General features: G+C 73.9%; 17 protein-coding genes. 8 read left to right on the forward strand and 9 right to left on the reverse strand.

Annotated features, from left to right (window positions below; all coding sequences use genetic code 11):
- The first annotated feature begins 58 nt into the window (after positions 1-58).
- Positions 59-802, forward strand: coding sequence for an FCD domain-containing protein (locus JWP64_RS26510; protein ID WP_297502493.1), 744 nt, complete (start codon positions 59-61; stop codon positions 800-802).
- Between the two features lie 28 nt (positions 803-830).
- Here the strand turns inward: JWP64_RS26510 and JWP64_RS26515 are convergent, their stop codons facing one another.
- The gene (locus JWP64_RS26515) at positions 831-2,639 is read right to left on the reverse strand and encodes a helix-turn-helix domain-containing protein (RefSeq protein WP_297502495.1); all 1,809 of its coding nucleotides are present in this window, start codon (positions 2,637-2,639) and stop codon (positions 831-833) included.
- Between the two features lie 320 nt (positions 2,640-2,959).
- On the opposite strand from JWP64_RS26515, the gene JWP64_RS26520 reads away from it, so the two are divergent.
- The 4 genes from JWP64_RS26520 to JWP64_RS26535 are packed head-to-tail and all read left to right on the forward strand — an operon-like array spanning position 2,960 to position 7,533.
- Positions 2,960-4,078, forward strand: coding sequence for an acyl-CoA dehydrogenase family protein (locus JWP64_RS26520; RefSeq protein WP_297502496.1), 1,119 nt, complete (start codon positions 2,960-2,962; stop codon positions 4,076-4,078).
- A gap of 16 nt (positions 4,079-4,094) precedes the next feature.
- Positions 4,095-5,168: an acyl-CoA dehydrogenase family protein gene (locus JWP64_RS26525; RefSeq protein WP_297502498.1), complete on the forward strand. Its 1,074-nt coding sequence runs from the start codon at positions 4,095-4,097 to the stop codon at positions 5,166-5,168.
- Entirely contained in the window at positions 5,165-6,316 is a 1,152-nt protein-coding gene (locus JWP64_RS26530) for a CaiB/BaiF CoA-transferase family protein (protein WP_297502500.1), read from the forward strand. Before JWP64_RS26525 ends, JWP64_RS26530 begins: the two co-directional genes overlap by 4 nt.
- Positions 6,313-7,533 (forward strand): CoA transferase, encoded by a 1,221-nt coding sequence (locus JWP64_RS26535; RefSeq protein ID WP_297502501.1) that lies wholly within the window; start codon positions 6,313-6,315, stop codon positions 7,531-7,533. The genes JWP64_RS26530 and JWP64_RS26535 overlap by 4 nt, the downstream gene beginning before the upstream one ends.
- 184 nt (positions 7,534-7,717) lie before the next feature.
- On the opposite strand, the gene JWP64_RS26540 is transcribed toward JWP64_RS26535, so the two are convergent.
- Positions 7,718-8,770 carry a response regulator receiver protein gene (locus tag JWP64_RS26540; protein ID WP_297502503.1) on the reverse strand — a complete coding sequence of 351 codons (1,053 nt, stop codon included), beginning with the start codon at positions 8,768-8,770 and terminating at the stop codon, positions 7,718-7,720.
- 319 nt (positions 8,771-9,089) lie between these two features.
- Between JWP64_RS26540 and JWP64_RS26545 the strand changes: the two genes are divergently transcribed.
- The 3 genes from JWP64_RS26545 (at position 9,090) to JWP64_RS26555 (ending at position 10,855) form a co-directional block, all read left to right on the forward strand.
- A complete protein-coding gene (locus JWP64_RS26545; RefSeq protein WP_297502505.1) occupies positions 9,090-10,283 on the forward strand; it encodes a tyrosine-type recombinase/integrase in 1,194 nt (397 codons plus the stop codon).
- Between the two features lie 108 nt (positions 10,284-10,391).
- Positions 10,392-10,544, forward strand: coding sequence for a hypothetical protein (locus JWP64_RS26550; protein ID WP_297502507.1), 153 nt, complete (start codon positions 10,392-10,394; stop codon positions 10,542-10,544).
- 59 nt (positions 10,545-10,603) lie between these two features.
- Complete coding sequence (locus tag JWP64_RS26555) at positions 10,604-10,855, forward strand: ester cyclase (protein WP_297502509.1); 252 nt, start codon at positions 10,604-10,606, stop codon at positions 10,853-10,855.
- Positions 10,856-10,986: 131 nt separating this feature from the next.
- Here JWP64_RS26555 and JWP64_RS26560 read toward each other — a convergent pair whose 3' ends face one another.
- The 7 genes from JWP64_RS26560 to JWP64_RS26590 form a co-directional block, all read right to left on the reverse strand.
- Positions 10,987-12,033, reverse strand: coding sequence for a ferrochelatase (locus tag JWP64_RS26560; RefSeq protein ID WP_297502511.1), 1,047 nt, complete (start codon positions 12,031-12,033; stop codon positions 10,987-10,989).
- A gap of 8 nt (positions 12,034-12,041) precedes the next feature.
- Entirely contained in the window at positions 12,042-12,818 is a 777-nt protein-coding gene (fabI, locus tag JWP64_RS26565) for an enoyl-ACP reductase FabI (protein WP_297502512.1), read from the reverse strand.
- Between the two features lie 40 nt (positions 12,819-12,858).
- Positions 12,859-13,587 carry a 3-oxoacyl-ACP reductase FabG gene (gene fabG, locus JWP64_RS26570; RefSeq protein ID WP_297502514.1) on the reverse strand — a complete coding sequence of 243 codons (729 nt, stop codon included), beginning with the start codon at positions 13,585-13,587 and terminating at the stop codon, positions 12,859-12,861.
- A gap of 46 nt (positions 13,588-13,633) precedes the next feature.
- On the reverse strand, positions 13,634-14,617 hold the full coding sequence (locus JWP64_RS26575; protein ID WP_297502516.1) for a VWA domain-containing protein: 984 nt from the start codon (positions 14,615-14,617) through the stop codon (positions 13,634-13,636).
- Positions 14,614-15,546 (reverse strand): DUF58 domain-containing protein, encoded by a 933-nt coding sequence (locus JWP64_RS26580; RefSeq protein ID WP_297502533.1) that lies wholly within the window; start codon positions 15,544-15,546, stop codon positions 14,614-14,616. The genes JWP64_RS26575 and JWP64_RS26580 overlap by 4 nt, the downstream gene beginning before the upstream one ends.
- A gap of 68 nt (positions 15,547-15,614) precedes the next feature.
- Positions 15,615-16,619, reverse strand: a complete 1,005-nt coding sequence (locus tag JWP64_RS26585) for a MoxR family ATPase (RefSeq protein WP_297502535.1) — start codon at positions 16,617-16,619, stop codon at positions 15,615-15,617.
- A 138-nt stretch (positions 16,620-16,757) separates the two neighbouring features.
- Positions 16,758-17,250 (reverse strand): NlpC/P60 family protein (locus tag JWP64_RS26590; RefSeq protein WP_297502517.1); only part of this gene is annotated, 493 nt, incomplete at its 5' end.

Raw genomic sequence — 17,250 nt, forward strand, 5'->3', positions numbered from 1 at the left:
CATCGCCGCGAGGCCCGCATGGACCGGGCCTCCCTTTCTCCACGGCAGGGGCAGCACCATGAGAACCGGTATGCAGGGCAATGGCCGGCGGGGACCGAAGATCTCGGAGGTCATCGCGCGCGAACTGGCGAACCACATCGTGGAGGCCGGGCTCGTGGCCGGGAGCGTCCTGCCCACCGAGCGGGAGATGATCGAGAGCTTCGACGTCGGCCGTTCCACCATCCGGGAGGCGCTGCGGCTGCTGGAGACCCGCAACGTCATCACCCTGCGCCCGGGGCCGGGCGGCGGCCCGGTCGTGCGGCGGCCCCGCCCCGAGGACCTGGGCGAGGCCCTCACGCTGATCCTGCAGTTCGAGGCCGCGTCCCTCGACGACGTGATGGAGGCCCGCCGGGCCCTCGAGCCCACGATCGCCCGGTTGGCCACCAGTCGGATCACCGAGGCGGACCTGGATCTCATGGACCAGACCGTCCGGCTGACCCTCCAGGCCCCGAACCCGGAGGTCTTCCAGGAGCAGAACCGGATCTTCCACTCGACACTCGCCCGGGCCGCGCGCAGCGTCGTGCTGCAGGTGTTCCTCGAGAGCCTCGGCTGCGTCGCGGACGGCATCGCCGGCGGCGTCACGTACTCGGCGCGGCGCTACGTCGCCGCGGCCCGCGCACACGAGCGCATCATCGAGGCCCTCCGCGCCCGGGACGGCGACCGTGCCGAGCAGAGCATGCGCGAGCACCTCGACGAGGCCGTCAGCTACTGGCACAAGAAGCACAAGGACCTGGTGACCCGTCCGGTGGTGTGGCGGCGCTGAGCCTGCGGGCTCGCCGGGCCACCCGGCCTCACCCGCTCAGGCAGCGACCGTCGATACCCAGGGATCTGATCTTGCGGTAGAGCGTGGACCGCGCGATGCCGAGCATCTCGGCCGCGACCTGCTTGTTGCCCCCGCTGTCGTCCAGCGCGTTCAGCAGCGCCTCCCGCTCGGCCCGCTGCATCGACGTCAGGCGGTGCCTGATCGGTGCCGTGCGGTACTCCGGCGGCAGGTGTTTGATCGCGAGGTCCCGCCCGTCCGAGCGCATCAGCGCGCAGCTCAGCACGGTGCGCAGCTCGCGCACGTTGCCCGGCCAGACCTGGGCCATCAGGTTCTGCAACGTCGCCGGCTCGAGACGCGGCGTCGGCGTCCGGCCGGCGAGATCGCGAAGGCACACCCGGGCGAGGTCGGGGATGTCCTCGACGCGCTGCCGCAGTGGTGGAAGCTGCAACCGCGCCGGGAAGCAGTCCCGCAGCCGGCTGGCCGCGTCGCCTTTCTCCAGCAGGCGGGGGGCGGTGGCGACCACCCGCACCACATGCTCCTCGGTCGTCTCGACGAGGCTCACCGCGCGCGAGGCCAGCTCGGCGGGCAGCTCGTCGATGTGCCGCAGCACCAGCGTCCCGGGGGTGCTCAGTCCGATCCGCAGCCGGTCGAACCAGGCCACCGGGTCGTCCGGGCACGTCCCGGTCTCGAGGAGCGTGACGACGCCGCCGGTGCCGTCGAGCTCGTGCAGGTGCCGGGCGAGGAAGTTCTTCCCGGTGCCGGGCTCGCCCGAGATCAGGACCGGTCGGCGGTCACCGGCCAGGGTCGCGAGCTCGCGACGGAGCCGCTCCGCCGCCGCGCTGCGCCCGGACACCGGGTGCACGCCCCGTCCGGAACGGGAGGGCGCGACATCCGGATCGGTGCGCACCGCCGCGGCGGGACGCGGCCGCATCTCGATGAAGATGCCGGCCTCGACCTCCTCGTCGCGCACCGTGCTGCAGCGGGCCTGCACGACGACGTCCTCGGCCAGACGCAGCTCGCCGCAGTACTCCTCGCAGGAGGTGAGGACCTTCGTGGCCCAGTCCCAGAGCAGCGGCTGGTCGGCGGGACCCACGAGCGGGCCGGCGACGGTGTTGCTGATGAGCAGGTCCCGGTTCAGGCACACCACCGCCCCGGAGGACCGGCGGGTGGCCTGCAGGAAGCGGTCCAGCAGCAGTCGTTCCCGCCGGGCGATGTCGTCCGCCATCCGGGCCTCGATCCCCGCCCCGGCCTCCTCCACCAGCGCCAGCATCAGCGCGTTGTCGTCCTCGGCGGGGCAGACGAGCGCGAGAGCTCCCTTGACGACCCGGCTGACCGGGTGCCGGATCGCCACCGCGCCCGCGCTGAGCCGGCGCAGGTTCCTCCGGTAGTGCTCCGCGCCGGCCACCACGAAGGGGCGCCCCTCCTCGACCGCACACCCGACGGCGTTCGTCCCGATGACGTCCTCCGCGAGCAGCGAGCCGGGACGGATGAGGAGCCGGTCGAGCCAGGCCCGCACGTCGTCCCGTCCCGCCCGGAGCGCCACGACCCGTGCGTCGGCGTCGGCCAGCAGGACCGCCAGGGGCAGCCCACGCAGCCGCTCGGCCATCCGATCGGTGACCACTTCCGCCGCCTGCAGGAGCCGACCGGGGCGCTCGCCGTCGCAGCGGCGTGGGATGTGCACGGCAACGCGACTGACGCCGTTGCAGGCGGACCGCTCCCAGGACAGGCCGATCTCGGGTCGCAGGTGCCCCCTGCGGTCGACGGGGGCGCCGTCGGGGTGGGGCGGCACGCTGCCACCGAGGGCAGGGTCGGTTTCGGACTGGAACGTCAGGGTCACGTTCGGTCACCTCGTTGTGACGGGCCTGCTCCGACGTCGTCGTGCGCCCTCTCCGCGGCGCGTGGCGGCCCGCTGCTGCCTCAGGCCGGGATGGTCGTATGTCTGCGATTGATGTGCAGCAATGTTCAGCAGGTGCTGCACCCTGTCAAGCAGGCGTTCCGCAAATCGGACCGGGCGATGCGTCGTGGTCCGCACCCGGTCGGAGCGCTTGACTTCCGGCCGAACGCTGCTCATATGATGTGCATGATTACCAGTTATCCGGCGCCCCGGTCATCGACGACGCGGTCGACCGGAGGCGGACGAGCAGAAGGTCCGGTCACATGACGACAGCGGAGTCGACGATCGTCGCTCTTCGCGCGGAGGTGCGCCGGTTCCTGGCCGAGGAGCTGGCCGCCGGCTCGTTCCGCCCGTCCTGCGACTGCTGGGTCCGGGGCCACTCGCCGGACTTCAGCCGCAAGCTGGGCGACCGCGGCTGGCTCGGCATGACGTGGCCGAGGGCCTACGGAGGCGGCGCCCGTTCCGCACGCGAACGGTTCACCGTCATCGAGGAGCTGCTCGCCGCGGGCGCCCCGGTCGCCGCGCACTGGATCGCGGACCGGCAGACCGGCCCACTGCTGTTGCGCGTGGGCACCGAGCGGCAGAAGCGCACCCTCCTGCCGGGTGTCGCGCGTGGGCGTCTGTTCGTCGCCGCCGGGATGAGCGAGCCCGACAGCGGCTCCGATCTCGCGTCGGTCCGCACCCGCGCCGTGCGGACCGCGACGGGCTGGCGGGTGAGCGGGCGCAAGGTGTGGACCAGCCACGCGCACAAGAGCCACTACCTGCTCGCACTCGTCCGGACCGCGCCGCGGGGTGGCGACCGGCATGCCGGGCTCAGCCAGATGTTGATCGGGCTCGACTCGCCGGGGGTGCACGTGCGCCCGATCGAGGTGATGACCGGCGAGGCGCACTTCACCGAGGTCACCCTCGACGACGTCGACGTGCCGGCGGACATGGTCGTCGGGCCGGTCGGGGACGGGTGGCGCGGGGTGGTGTCCGAACTGGCGCACGAGCGCAGCGGTCCGGAGCGCTATCTCAGCACCTTCCCCCTGTTCGCCGAGCTGGTGTCCGGGCCCACCGCGCCCGGCGCCACCGCGCTCGCCGACATCGGCTCGGCCGCCGCGCGGCTCTGGGCGCTCCGCGCCCTCTCGTTGCGGGTGCAGGACCTCCTCGAGCGCCGAAGCCCGACCGACACCGCGGCCGCGCTCGTGAAGGACCTCGGCACCCGGCTGGAGGGCGAGATCGTCGACATCGCCCGGCGTGCCTGTCGGCCCGCCCCCACCGACAGCGGCCCGCTGCCCACGCTGCTGCGCGAGGCGCAGCTCGCAGCGCCGTCGTTCACGCTGCGCGGCGGCACCAACGAGATCCTGCGCGGCGTGGTGGCGCGGGGGCTGGGGGCCTGAGATGGACGACCGCGAGATGCTCCGCTCCGTTGTGTCCGCGATGCTGGAGGCGCAGGCCGGATCCGCTCGTGACGAGGCCGCCCGGCAGGGCTGGAGCGCGGGCCTGTGGCGGCTGCTCGAGGAGTCCGGGCTCACCCTGGTGTCGGTCCCCGAGTCCGCGGGCGGCTCCGGTGGCGACCTGCGGGACCTCGCCACCGTGGTCCAGGCCTGCGGCTACGGTGCGGCGCCGGTGCCGCTGGTCGAGACCGCCCTGCTGGCCGGCTGGGGGCTGGCGTCGGCCGGGATCGCGGTCCCGTCCGGACCGCTCACCGTCGCCCGCCCCGCCGCCGCGTCCACGACGCTCGTGCCGGACGGACCCGGCCACCGCCTGGTGGGCCGGGTGTGCGGCGTTCCGTGGGCCCGGGCCGCCCGGCGGATCCTGGTCCTCGCCGCGGCCCCCGGGCAGCCGGGCCGGACGGTCCACGCGGTGATCGATCCGCGCGACTGCGAGATCGAGCCGGGCACGAACCTCGCCGGCGAACCCCGCGACACCCTGGTGCTGCCGTCCCGCGGTGTCGACTGCCGGCCACTGCCCGCCGGCTCCGGCCCGGCCCCGTCGAGGATGGCCCTGCGGGGAGCCCTCGGCCGGGCGCTGCTCATGGTCGGGTCCCTGCGCCGGGTGCTCGACCTGACCGTCCGGTACGCGGGCGAACGCGAGCAGTTCGGCCGGCCGATCAGCCGTTTCCAGGCCGTGCAGCAGCAGATCGCCGCGTTCGCCGGCGCCGTCGAGCAGGCACGAGCCATCACCGATCTCGCCGTGGAGACTCTCCAGCAGGACGACCGCGCCGCCGAGGTGGTGATGGCGGCGAAGATCTGCGCCGGACACGCGGCCTCGGTCGCGATCGCGGTCGGTCACCAGGTGCACGGTGCGATCGGCTTCACCACCGAGCACGAGCTGCACCTGCACACCCGCCGGCTGATGTCCTGGCGCGACGAGGACGGCTCCGAGTCCGAATGGTCGGCCGAGCTGGGTGCCCGGATCGCGGGGTCCGGCCCCGGCGGGCTGTGGGACCTGCTGACCGGCCGGCCCTCCCGGGTCGCCACCCGATGAGCGGCCCGCCGGCGGCCCCGGTCCCGGCGCCCCCGGGTCCCCTGTCCGGGGTGCGGGTGCTCGACCTGAGCAGCTACCTGCCCGGCCCCTTCTGCACGCAGATCCTCGCCGACCTGGGCGCCGTCGTGATCAAGGTCGAGAGCCCGGCCGGCGACGCCGCACGGCAACTGCCCGGTGCCCTGCACGAGGCGGCGAACCGCAACAAGCGCAGCGTCGTCCTCGACCTGAAGACCGATGAAGGGCAGACGCTCGGCCGCCGGCTGGCCGCGGGCGCGGACGTGCTCGTCGAGGGCTTCCGGCCCGGCGTCGTCGACCGGCTGGGCATGTCCTACGCCGTGGTGCACGCGGTCAACCCGTCCGTCGTCTACTGCTCGGTCTCCGGTTTCGGGCAGACCGGGCCCCTGCGGGACGTGCCCGGCCACGACGTCACCTACCTCGCCGCGAGCGGTGTGCTGTCCTTTCCCGGCAGCTGGGGAGACCGGCAGGTCCGGCGTCCGGGGATCCCGGTGAGCGACCTGGCCGCCTCCACCTACGCGTCCATCGCGATCCTCGCCGCCCTCTACCGGCGGCGGGCCACCGGCGAGGGCGCCCACCTGGACCTGGCGATCACCGACGCGGCCCTGTCCTTCGCCAGCGTCCGGGCCGCCGAGGGCCTCGACGAGGGCACCGGCGACCACCCGCACCTGCACCCGGCCAACGACCTCTTCGAGGCTGCGGACGGCACCACGATCGCGGTCGGCGCCGTGGAGGAGCACTTCTGGGAACGCCTCGTACCCCTGCTCGCCGAGGAGGTCCCCGCACTCGCCGACCCGCGGTTCGGCTCCACGGCCGCCCGGCGGGCGGACGGTGACGAGCTCGTCGTGCTGCTCCGCCGGGCGATCCGCGCCCGCCCGGCGGCCGAGTGGCTGGCCGCGTTCGCCGCGGCGGACGTCCCGGCACACCGGGTGCTGTCCGTGCCCGAGGCGGGCCGGTCCCCCCAGGTGCGCGCCAGGGGGATCGTCGCGCAGGACCGCGACGGGCGGCACGTCGTGTTCCCGGTGCTGCAGGACGGGACGGCGATGGGCCGCGTGCACAGTCCGGCCCCCGCACTGGGGGCGCACACCGAGCAGGTGCTGGCCGATCTGGTGGACGGGAAGGAGCCGTGGTGACGACGACCCCGCCGGAAGGAGGTCCTCTCGCCGGAGTGCGGGTCGTGGACCTCACCACGACCTTCATGGGCCCCTACTGCACCCTGCTCCTGGCGCAGATGGGCGCCGACGTCATCAAGGTCGAGACGCCGGACGGCGACGTCGTTCGCTACATCGGCGACGAGCGCGGCACCGGGATGGGCCCGGTGTTCCTCAACGTCAACCAGGGCAAACGCAGCATCGCGCTGGACCTCAAGGACCCGGCCGGCCGGGAGGTGCTCTCGCGCCTGGTGGCCGGCGCCGACGTGTTCGTGCACAACATCCGTCCGGAGGCGGCCCGGCGGCTGGGCATCGGCCCCGACGAGGTCGCCGCGGTGAACCCGCGCGCGATCCACTGCGCGCTGCGGGGGTTCGGCGCGGAGGGTCCCTACCGCGACCGGGCCGCGTACGACGACGTGATCCAGGCCGGCTGTGGCCTGGCCGCGGTGCAGGGCGCGTCGGACGAGCCGGCCTACGTGCGCACCCCGGTCGCGGACAAGGTCGTCGGGACGTTGGCGGTCGGCGCGATCACCTCGGCGCTCTTCGCCCGGGAACGAACCGGCCGGGGCCGGGCGATCGAGGTGCCCATGCTCGAGTCGATGGTCACCTTCACCCTGCTGGACCAGCAGGGTGGCTACGTCTTCGACCCGCCGCGGGGCGAGGCCGGCTACGCCCGGACGGCCTCGCCGTACCGCAAGCCGTACCGGACCGCCGACGGCCACCTCAGCGTGATGGTCTACACCGACGCGCAGTGGCGCACCTTCTTCGCCCTCGTCGGCCGTCCCGAGCTCGCCGACGATCCGCGTTACCGCACCATCACCGAGCGGACGCGCAACGTCGACGAGCTCTACCGACTCCTCGAGAAGGAGCTGCTGGCCCGCACGAGCGACGAGTGGCTCGCGGTGCTCGACGGGGCCCAGATCCCGGCGGCACCGGTCCGATCGGTACCGGAGCTGTTCACCGACGAGCACCTGGCCGCGGCCGGGCTGTTCGAGCGGACGGAGCACCCCACCGAGGGGACGCTGCGGATGGCCCGGTTCCCGATCTCGTTCGACGGCGACCACCCGCGCCGGCCGGGCCCGGCGCCGCGCCTGGGGCAGGATGCCGCCGACGTGCTCACCGAGCTCGGCTACGGCCCGGAACGGATCCGGCAGCTCGCCGAGGCGGGCGTCATCGTCGACCGAGGCGACGCGCGGTGAACGAGGTCCGGGTGCGTCACGCTCGCCGCACCCGGGCGACGTGACGCGCTGACCGTCGACGGGGCCGCCACGCTCATGGCCTCGTCCGACGGGACGCACGCCTGCGGCGACGTGGGCGCGGCGGTGGTGGTGCGCGGCTCCGACACGAGCAGTGTGCGGCGTCGCCGTGCGCACCGCCGGCCCGTCAGCCGGTCGGACCGCCGCTGTCCTCCGCAGCCGGCACCCGGGCCAGCGCGGCGACGAGGGTCCGGAGATCGTCCGGGTGCAGCGGCCGCGGTTCCGCGGCGAGCTCGGCGCGAAGCCGCTCGATCTCGGCCTCCGACCGCGCTCGGTCCCGCTCCTCGCGCGCCGCGCGAGCCGTCTCGGCCGACAACCGGCGCGTCAGTTCCTCCCGCTCCGAGCGCGACTCCTCCGCTTCCCGTCGGGCTTCGGCCAGCGCGTCCTCCGCCTTCTTCCGCGCGACGGCCGAGCGGTCCCGTTCGGCCTCGGCGTCCCGGGCCCGGTCCCGCGCGGCGCCGAGAGCCTCCCGGATCGCGGCGGTCTCCGTCCGGTGCTCCTGCTCCCCCACCCGCGCCGCGTCCCGTTCCGCGAGCGCCCGCTCGGCCGCGACCACCGCCCCGCGGGTCTCCCGCTCCGCGACGGCGGCCCGCTCGGCCTCCTGAGCGGCCCGGGCCTCCGCTGCCCGCTGCCCGCCGGCCGCCTCCTCGGCCTGCTGCCGCGCCGCGCCCAACGCCTCCGTGGCCTCCAGCGCCTGACGCGCGGCGGCGGAGGCCCGCTCGACCGCCTCGGTCCGTTCCTTCGCGGCCCGCTCCGCGGCCGCGACGCTCCGCCGCGCGCGCTGTTCGGCCTGTTCGCGGGTTTCCTCGGCGGCGACGCGCGCCCGTTCGGCCTCGGCCACCTGGGTGTGTGCCGTCTCGACGGCCTGCACGGCCGCGGCCTCCACCTCGTCGAGCCGGGCGGTCACCGATGCCAGCGCCTCGGTCAGCGCCTCGACCGGCGCCCGCACGACGTCCAGGTGCTCGCGCAGCCGCTCCGCGTCGAGCCGGAAGGTGCTGCTCCCCGCGTCGAGACCGAGCGCGCCGAGGGCCTCCCGCTCGGCCCGGGCCATCTGCGCACAGGTGCGGCCGTCCCAGCGGACGTCCCGGCAGAAGCTCCGCCGGCGCCCGCCCTGCGGTCCCGGGGCGGGCAGCTCCGCCCGGCACTTGCTGTATCCGCAGCGTACGGCGTCGTCGATCACGTTCGGCACCGTACCAGTTCGAGGTTTCGAAACCTGTAACTGGTTTTGAGTTCGTTTGATCGGATACCTCCACCTACGAAACCGGTGTTTCGTTGGTGTATCCCGGCCCGGCCGGGTTGGAGATGCGGCCCGGACTAGGCGGCCCCGGCGCCGGGGCGCCACACTGCGCGGATGACGAAGATGCTGAGAGCCGCCGGGAAGCTGCTGAGCTCGGCCGTGGAGTCGTTCGGCGTGCTGGTCGGCTGGGGTGGGAGACGCAAGCGCCGCTGATCCGGCGTGGCACCCGCACCCGCGCCCGGCCGCGCGGCACGATCACCCCGTGCCCGATTCCGGACCGCTCGCCGTGCTGGAGGCCCTCCCCCGCGTCCCGGCCGTCGTCGCGCGCGAGGTCGACCCGGCGGACGGCTGGCCCGGCGTCGACGACCCGGACGAGCTCCGCACCCAGATCGCGGACTGGCTCAGCCAGTACGCCAACGCCGGCACCCGCCGCACGTACGCCTACGCGCTCGGCCTGCCCGTGGCCTGGACCGACGCCCTGACCGGCGCCGATCCCGGGCCGACCGGGGCGCCGTCGTCGCGCAGGCCGCCGCCGGCCCGGCCGGGTCCGCTGCACCATCTCGCCTGGTTCCGCTGGTGCGCCGGGCACGGGCTCGATCCCCGGGCCGCCACCGGCAGCGAGGTGAAGGCGTGGCTGCACGCGCTCGACGCGACCGGGGCCGAGAAGCGGACCCGGCAGCGGATGCTCTCGACCCTCTCGGCGTTCTACGGCCACCTCACCGAGACCGGGGTCGTCCCGGCCAACCCGGCGGCCCTGAACCGCGCACGCCTCGGCCTGTCCCGCAGCGTCCGGGACGCCTCCCCCACCATCCGGCTCACCGCCGAGCAGCTCGGCGCTCTGCTGCGGGCCGCGGCCCGGCTCCCGAACCGGACGCGGCACCGGGAGCTCTACGCCCGGCGCGCGGTGGCGGTCGTCGGGCTGCTGACGCTCGGCCTGCGCGTGTCCGAGCTCGTCGGCCTGGACCGCGACGACCTGGTGGTCACCGGTGGCGAGCCGGTGCTGCGGGTGCTGGGCAAGGGCGGTGTCCGGCGGGAGGTCTACCTCACCGAGCTCGCGGCCGTCGCGCTGCGCGCCTACCTCGAGGAACGCGACCGGGTTGCCGGCACGTCGACGCCCGCTGTCCGGGGCCGGACCGCCGCGGTGCGCACCCCGTTGATCGCGACGCGGGACGGCGGGCGCTGCTCCCGGTTCGACGTCAACGCCCTGCTCCGCCGGGTCGCGCTGACCGCCGGACCGGCGCTCGCGGACGTCGCGGAGAAGGTCCATCCGCACGCGCTGCGGCACGCCTACGTGACGATCGCGCTCGAGCAGGACGCCCGGATCCAGCACGTCCAGGCGGACGTCGGGCACGCGAGCATCGCGACGACGCAGTATTACGACCGCGGCCGCCGCACCAGGAACACCACCGCCGCGGACCTCGTCGCGTCCGCGATCACCGGTACGCAACCGGATTGACGACCGTCACCGGGACCCGCGCGAGCTGCGCCTGAGCCGCCGTCGGTGCCCTGGGCACCCGCCCGGTGTCGGGCACCGGTGCACTGTGGTCACTCCCAGAATCCTGGGATGGATCCGGGGCTGCACCGGCCCCACGATCCGTGCACGACCAGCGACACGATCACCCGTCACAAGAACCGCGTCGACGCGTTCATCCGGGGGTTGTTCAGCAAGGGCGACCTCGCCGCGGTGGATCGCTACCTGGACCCCCGGCGTTCGTAACCACGATCCGCCGTTCCCCGGCGCGCCGGACGGGCCGGAGGGGATGCGCGGCCGCGGCCGTGTTCCGGGAGGCGTGCCCGGACCGGCGCAGCGAGCCGCACTTCATGGTGTCCGAGGGGGATCTCGTCGTGGAGTGCTTCAGCGCCCGCGGCACTCAGCACGGAACGCTGCTGGGCGTGGAACCGACCGGAGCGACGATCGTCCTGGACGGCATCAACATCTTCCGCATCGACGGCGACAGGATCGTCGAGCGATGGGGGCGGCTCGACGAGGTCGGCCTACTGCGCCAGCCCGGGCTGGTGTCGCGCTGACCTCGCGCTCGGCGGCCAAAGCTGCGACGCGCCGAGTGCCTGGTCGCGACTCGCGCGGTCCCGGACTGCGACTCGCGTGGCCTCAGGCCGCGACTCGCGCGGCGCCGGATCGCGACTCGCGGGACGGGAGGTCAGGGGGTGGCGGGACGGGAGGGGCGGCGGGTCGGGGCGCAGCAGTCGATCGCACACGGGGCGCCGTCGACCGTGCAGCCCCCGCTCGGGACCCTGCCCAGGGCGCGCGGTGCCGCGTTGTGCGCGTGCTCCGCGATCAGCTCGACCACCATGTCCGCGAAGCGGGGGTCCGGTCCGGCTGTGGCGGCCCGGGCGAAGCCCAGGCCCAGCTCGGCGGCCTTCTCCGCAGCCTCGTTGTCCAGATCCCACACGACCTCGACGTGGTCCGACACGAACCCGACGGGCGATACCACGACCGCCTGCGTCCCGGCGGCGTGGAGCTGCTCGAGGTGGTCCACGATGTCCGGCTCGAGCCACGGGACCTGCGGCGGCCCGGAGCGGGACTGCCAGACGACGTCGTACTCCTCAACCCCGAGGTCCGCCGCGACGAGCCGGGCGGCCTCGGCGATCTGCCGGGAGTAGCGGTGCCCGCCCTCCTCCGGCACGCCGGCCGCCTCGTCGGCCGCGAGCGGCACGGAGTGCGCGGTGAACACCAGCCGGGCGGCGTCCCGCTGCTCGGCGGGCAGCGACTCCCGCGCCACCCGCACCGCGTCCGCGCTGGCCTTCACGAACGCCGGGTGGTCGAAGAAGTGCCGCAGCTTGATCAGGTGCGGGGCCTCGTCGCCGACCGCCTTACGGGTCCGGCTGATGTCCTCGTGGTACTGCCGGCAGGCCGAGTAGCCGCCGTACGCGCTGGTGGCGAAGACCAGCGCCGAGCGGATGCCGTCGCGCGCCATCTCCGCGACGGTGTCCTCGACCATCGGGTACCAGTTCCGGTTCCCGAAGTAGACCGGCAGGTCCGTCCGCTCCCGGATCGCGGCGATCAGCTCCCGGTTGCGGGCGTTGATCGGCGAGACACCGCCGAAGTGCCGGTAGTGCTCCTCGACGGCGTCGAGCCGCTCGGGCGGTACCCCCCGCCCCCGGACGACGTTCTCCAGGAAGGGACGTACCTCCTCCGGGCCCTCCGGCCCGCCGAACGAGAGCACCAACAACGCTTCGGGAGTCACGGCCTCAATTAGACACCGATGGCGTGGAAGCCGCCGTCGGCCCACACCATGGAGCCCGTCGTGACCGGGAGCCAGTCCGAGAGCAGCGCGCAGACCGTCTTCGCGACCGGCACCGGGTCCGTGGTGTCCCAGCCCAGCGGTGCGCGGCCGTCCCACGCGTCCTCGAAGGCGGCGAAGCCCGGGATGGACCTCGCGGCCATCGTCTTCACCGGCCCCGCGGCGCAAAGGTTGACCCGGATCCCCTTCGGGCCCAGGTCCCGGGCCAGGTAGCGGGTGACGGACTCGAGGGTGGACTTGGCCACGCCCATCCAGTCGTAGGCGGGCCAGGCCTGGCGGTTGTCGAAGTCCATCCCGACGATCGAGCTGCCCGGGCCGAGCAGCGGCAGCAGCGCGGTCGACAGGGACTTGAACGAGTACGCGCTCACCTGGATCGTCGTGGCGACGTCCTCCCACGGGGCGCTCAGGAACGCGCCCTCGCCCAGACAGGACGCCGGCGCGAAACCGATCGAGTGCAGCACGCCGTCGAGCTTCGGCTCGTCCCCGAGGTGCGGGGAGATCCGCTCGACGAGGGTGTCCAGCTGCCCCTGGTCCGACACGTCCAGCTCGACGACCGGCGCCGGCTTCGGGAGCCGCTGCGCGATCCGCTCGACGAGGCGCATGCGCCCGAAGCCGGTGAGCACGACCTCCGCGCCCTGCTCCTGGGCGATCTTCGCGGCGTGGAAGGCCAGCGAGGCGTCGGTGATGACGCCGGTGATGAGCAGGCGTTTGCCCTCGAGCAGTCCCATGGGGAGCCTTTCTGGAGTACGAGCGGTTCTCGTGCGGTGACTAGTGGCCCATGCCGAGGCCGCCGTCGACCGGGATGACCGCCCCGGTGACGTAGCCCGCGCCCGGGGAGCCGAGCCAGGTCACCGCCGAGGCGACCTCCTCGACCGAGGCGTAGCGGCCCAGCGGGACCTGGCCGAGGATCTCGGCGCGGCGGGCGTCCGGGAGGGCGCGGGTCATGTCCGTGTCCACGAAACCGGGCGCGACGACGTTGGCGGTGATCCCGCGCGAGCCCAGCTCGCGGGCGATGGAGCGGGCCAGCCCGACCAGGCCGCTCTTGGAGGCGGCGTAGTTGACCTGCCCGGCGCTGCCCAGCAGGCCGACGACGGACGAGATGAAGATCATCCGGCCGCCGCGGGCGCGGAGCATCCCGCGGGACGCGCGCTTGGCGACGCGATAGGCGGCCGTCAGGTTGGCGTCGATCACGCCGGTGAACGACTCCTCGCTCATCCGCATGAGCAGCCCGTCGTCGTTCATGCCGGCGTTGGAGATCAGGACCTCGACCGGCCCGTTCTTCTCCTCGACAGCCGTGAACGCCGCGTCCACGGCGGCGGCGTCGGTGACGTCGCACTGCACGGGGAAGAGGTCGTCCGGCAGGCCGTCGGCGTTCGAGCGGTAGGTCACCGCCACCGTGTCCCCCTGGGCCGCGAACGCCGTCGCGATCGCCAGGCCGATGCCGCGGTTTCCTCCGGTGACCAGCACGCTGCGATTTCCGACGTCACTGTTGCCCACGGACCAAGAACTTAGTGCACGGCATCGACGATCATGGAACGCGGACTCACGGCAGGCGGCGGCCGAGCGCCAGCCCGATACACAGCCCGGCGACGAGCAGCAGCGCTCCCCCGGCCAGCCACGGTTTGCTCGTGTCCATCCGTCTGACCTCGTACCCGATCTGTTCGGAGAGGTCCGCGTAGACCTGCTTGAGCTCGTCCTCGGTGGCGGCGGTGAAGAACTGGCCGGCCGAGAGGTCCGCGATCTCCTTCATCGAGGCGTCGTCCACGGCCACCCGCGTGCGCCCGCCCTCGATGTCGATCGTCCCGTACTCGGTGCCGAACGAGATCGTCGAGACCGGGATCTTGGCCTCGGAGGCCTTACGGGCGGCGGTGAAGGAACCGCGCGGGTCGTTCTCGCCGTCCGGCCCGGGCACGGTCTGCTTGCCGTCGCTCATCAGCACGATCCGCGCCGGTGGCGGCCCCTCGGCATCCGTCGCAGCGACCGAGCGGGAGAACGAGTCGATGGACTGCATGGCGGCGAAGATCGCCTCGCCGGTGGCCGTGGACTCGGACAGCCTCAGGCCGTCGACCGCGCGTTTCACCGAGTCCCGGTCCGTGGTCGGCGAGACGAGCACGGCGGCCGTCCCGGCGAAGGACACCAGGCCGAGGTTGATCCCGGGGGTGAGCTGGTCCGCGAACGTCTTGGCGGCGGCCTGCGCGGCGGCGAGCCGGTTCGGTGCCACGTCCGTGGCCTGCATGGACAGCGAGACGTCGATGACGAGGACGACGGTGGCCCGGTTCCGCGGGACCTTCGCCTCGGCCTGCGGCCCGGCCAGCGCGATGGTCAGGACGGCGAGCGCGGCGATCATCGCGGCCGCCGGCACGTGCCGGTACCAGCCCGGACGCTTCGGCGCGACGCTGTTCAGCAGCTCGAGGTTGGTGAACCGCACGACGTCGCGGCGACGGCGGCGCAGCAGGACGAGATAACCGACGACGAGCCCGACGACGACGACCAGCCCGAGCAGCCACCAGGGTGACGCGAAGCTCATCCGGCACCCCCGGACCACGCGCGCTTGCGGGCCAGCGCGAACCGCACGATGTCCGCGATCCAGTCCGAGTCCGTCCGCAGGCGCAGGTGCGCGGCGCCCGTGCGGCGCAGCGCGGTGGCCACCCGGTCCCGGTGCGCGGAGGCCGCGGCGGCGTACTCGCGGCGCAGCAGCGGAGTCGTCTCGACCTCGCGCTGCTCGCCCGTCTCCGGGTCCGCGAGGACGACGGTGCCGACGTCCGGCAGGTCCAGCTCGCGCGGGTCCAGGACCTCGACGGCGAGCAGGTCGTGGCGCGCGGAGAGGCCGCGCAGCGCACGCTCCCACTCCGGCTCGCCGAGGAAGTCCGAGATCACCACGGCCAGCCCGCGGCGTCGCGGCGGCCGCCGGAGCTGCTCGATCGCCGCCGTCAGGTCCCCGCGGGTGCCTTCCGCGGCCCGCGGGGTCTGCGCGACCTGGCGGATCAGGGTGCGGGCGTGCCCGATGCCCCCGCGGGGCGGGAAGCGGTGCGTGCGCTCCCCCGTCGCGACGAGGGCGCCGATGCGGTTGCCGCCACCACGCGTCAGATGCGCGACGGCGGCGAGCGCGGCCACCGCGAGATCGCGCTTCTCGCAGTCGGCGGTGCCGAAGTCCAGGCTGGGCGAGAGGTCGAGCACCACCCAGGTCTCGAGCTCGCGGTCCGCGATCGTCTCGCGGACGTGCGGCTCGGTGGTCCGGGCGGTGACGGCCCAGTCCATGCGGCGCACGTCGTCCCCGGCGCGGTAGGGGCGGGCCTCCCCCGGCTCCGAACCGGGACCGGGGACGAGGCCGAGGTGGTTGCCCTGCAGCAGCCCGTCGAGCCGGCCGCGGACGGTGAGTTCGAGCGTGCGCAGCGTGGCCTCCAGCCGCCCGTCGCGCAACGAGGGCGGGTGGACCGCCCGCCCGTGGCCGGGCAGGCCGGGCCCCCGCCGGGCACCGGCGGGCGGCCCGCTCACGTGCACATCGGGCGGGGAGGGCTCCGGGCTCACGGCGCCCCGGCCGCCGGGCTGTAGAGGGCGACGGGCGCGGGCGCGACCTGGGGCCGGGCGGTGACCTGCGGCAACGGCACGGTCTGCATCACCCTGGAGATGATGTGGTCCATCGGGATCTGGTCCGCGACGGCGTCGTAGGACAGCACGAGGCGGTGCCGCAGCACGTCCGGTGCGACGTCCAGGACATCCTGCGGGAGGACGTAGTCCCGGCCCCGGATGAGCGCGAGCGCCCGCGCGGCGGCGACGATCCCGAGGGTGGCGCGGGGCGAGGCGCCGTAGGACACCCAGCCCGCGATGTCCGAGAGGCCGTGCTCGCCGGGCGTGCGGGTCGCGACGACGAGCCGCACCACGTAGTCCACCAGCGCGTGGTGCACGAACACCTTCGACGCGACGCCCTGCAGCCGGACCAGGTCGTTCGGCTCCATCACGCGTTCGGCGACCGGGGGCTCCGCGCCCATCCGGTAGACGATCTCGCGCTCCTCCTCGACGCCCGGGTACTCCACGATGATCTTGAAGAGGAACCGGTCCCGCTGCGCCTCGGGCAGCGGATAGACGCCCTCGTTCTCGATCGGGTTCTGCGTGGCGAGCACGAGGAACGGGTCGGGCATCGGGAAGGTCTTGCCGCCGATGGACAGGTGCCGCTCCGCCATCACCTCGAGCATCGCGGACTGCACCTTCGCCGGGGCGCGGTTGATCTCGTCCGCCAGCACGAAGTTCGCGACGACCGGGCCCAGCTCGACGTCGAACTCCTCGCGGCCCTGGCGGTAGATGCGCGTGCCGAGGATGTCCGCGGGCACCAGGTCCGGCGTGAACTGCAGGCGGGAGAACGAGCCGCCGACGACCTTCGCGACCGTCTCCACCGCCAGGGTCTTCGCCACCCCGGGCACGCCCTCGAGCAGCAGGTGGCCCTTCGCGAGCAGGCCGACGAGCATGCGCTCGACCAACCGGTCCTGTCCGACGATCACGCGCTTGATCTCGAAGACGACGCGTTCGAGCAGCTCGGCGTCCTTCGCGGGCGGCTCCGGGGCGGACGGTCCCGAAGCAGGTGACGGGGGGCCGGGGGCGCTCTCGGGCGAAGGGTGCACGCTCACGCCACCATCACACCCTGTGGCCCGTGTGACCGCTGTGAGTGGGGGTCAGAGCACCCGCGAGACGGTCGGCAGCAGGTTTCCGCCGTAGCGCACGTCGGTGACGCGCACCGTCGCCCCGGAGTAGGGCGCCTCGATCATCTTGTTGTTCCCGATGTACAGCGCGATGTGGTAGATCTGGCCGTTGCGGGCCCAGGCCAGCATGTCGCCCGGTTGCTTGTTCGCCAGCGGGACCTGGTCCCCGTAGGCGTGCTGGTTGCCGCTGTAGCGCGGCAGGTTCACCCCGACACCCGCGAACGCGTAGAGCATCAGCCCCGAGCAGTCGAATCCGATCTTCTTGTAGTCGCCCATCGCGTCCGCGACGCCGCCGTCCCGGACGCCCCGCGACGGCCCGCGGGCGGTGCCGCCGCCCCACGCGTAGATGACACCGAGCTCGCTCATCGCCCGGTCGATCACGGTCTGGGCGGCCGCCGAGCCGTAGCGGCGCGGGGCGGCGCTCCGGACCCCGGACCCCGGGCTGCGGGGCGCGGGCTGGGCGGCC

Origin of the sequence: Pseudonocardia sp. (genome assembly GCF_025465255.1) — a bacterium.
Lineage (GTDB): Bacteria > Actinomycetota > Actinomycetes > Mycobacteriales > Pseudonocardiaceae > Pseudonocardia.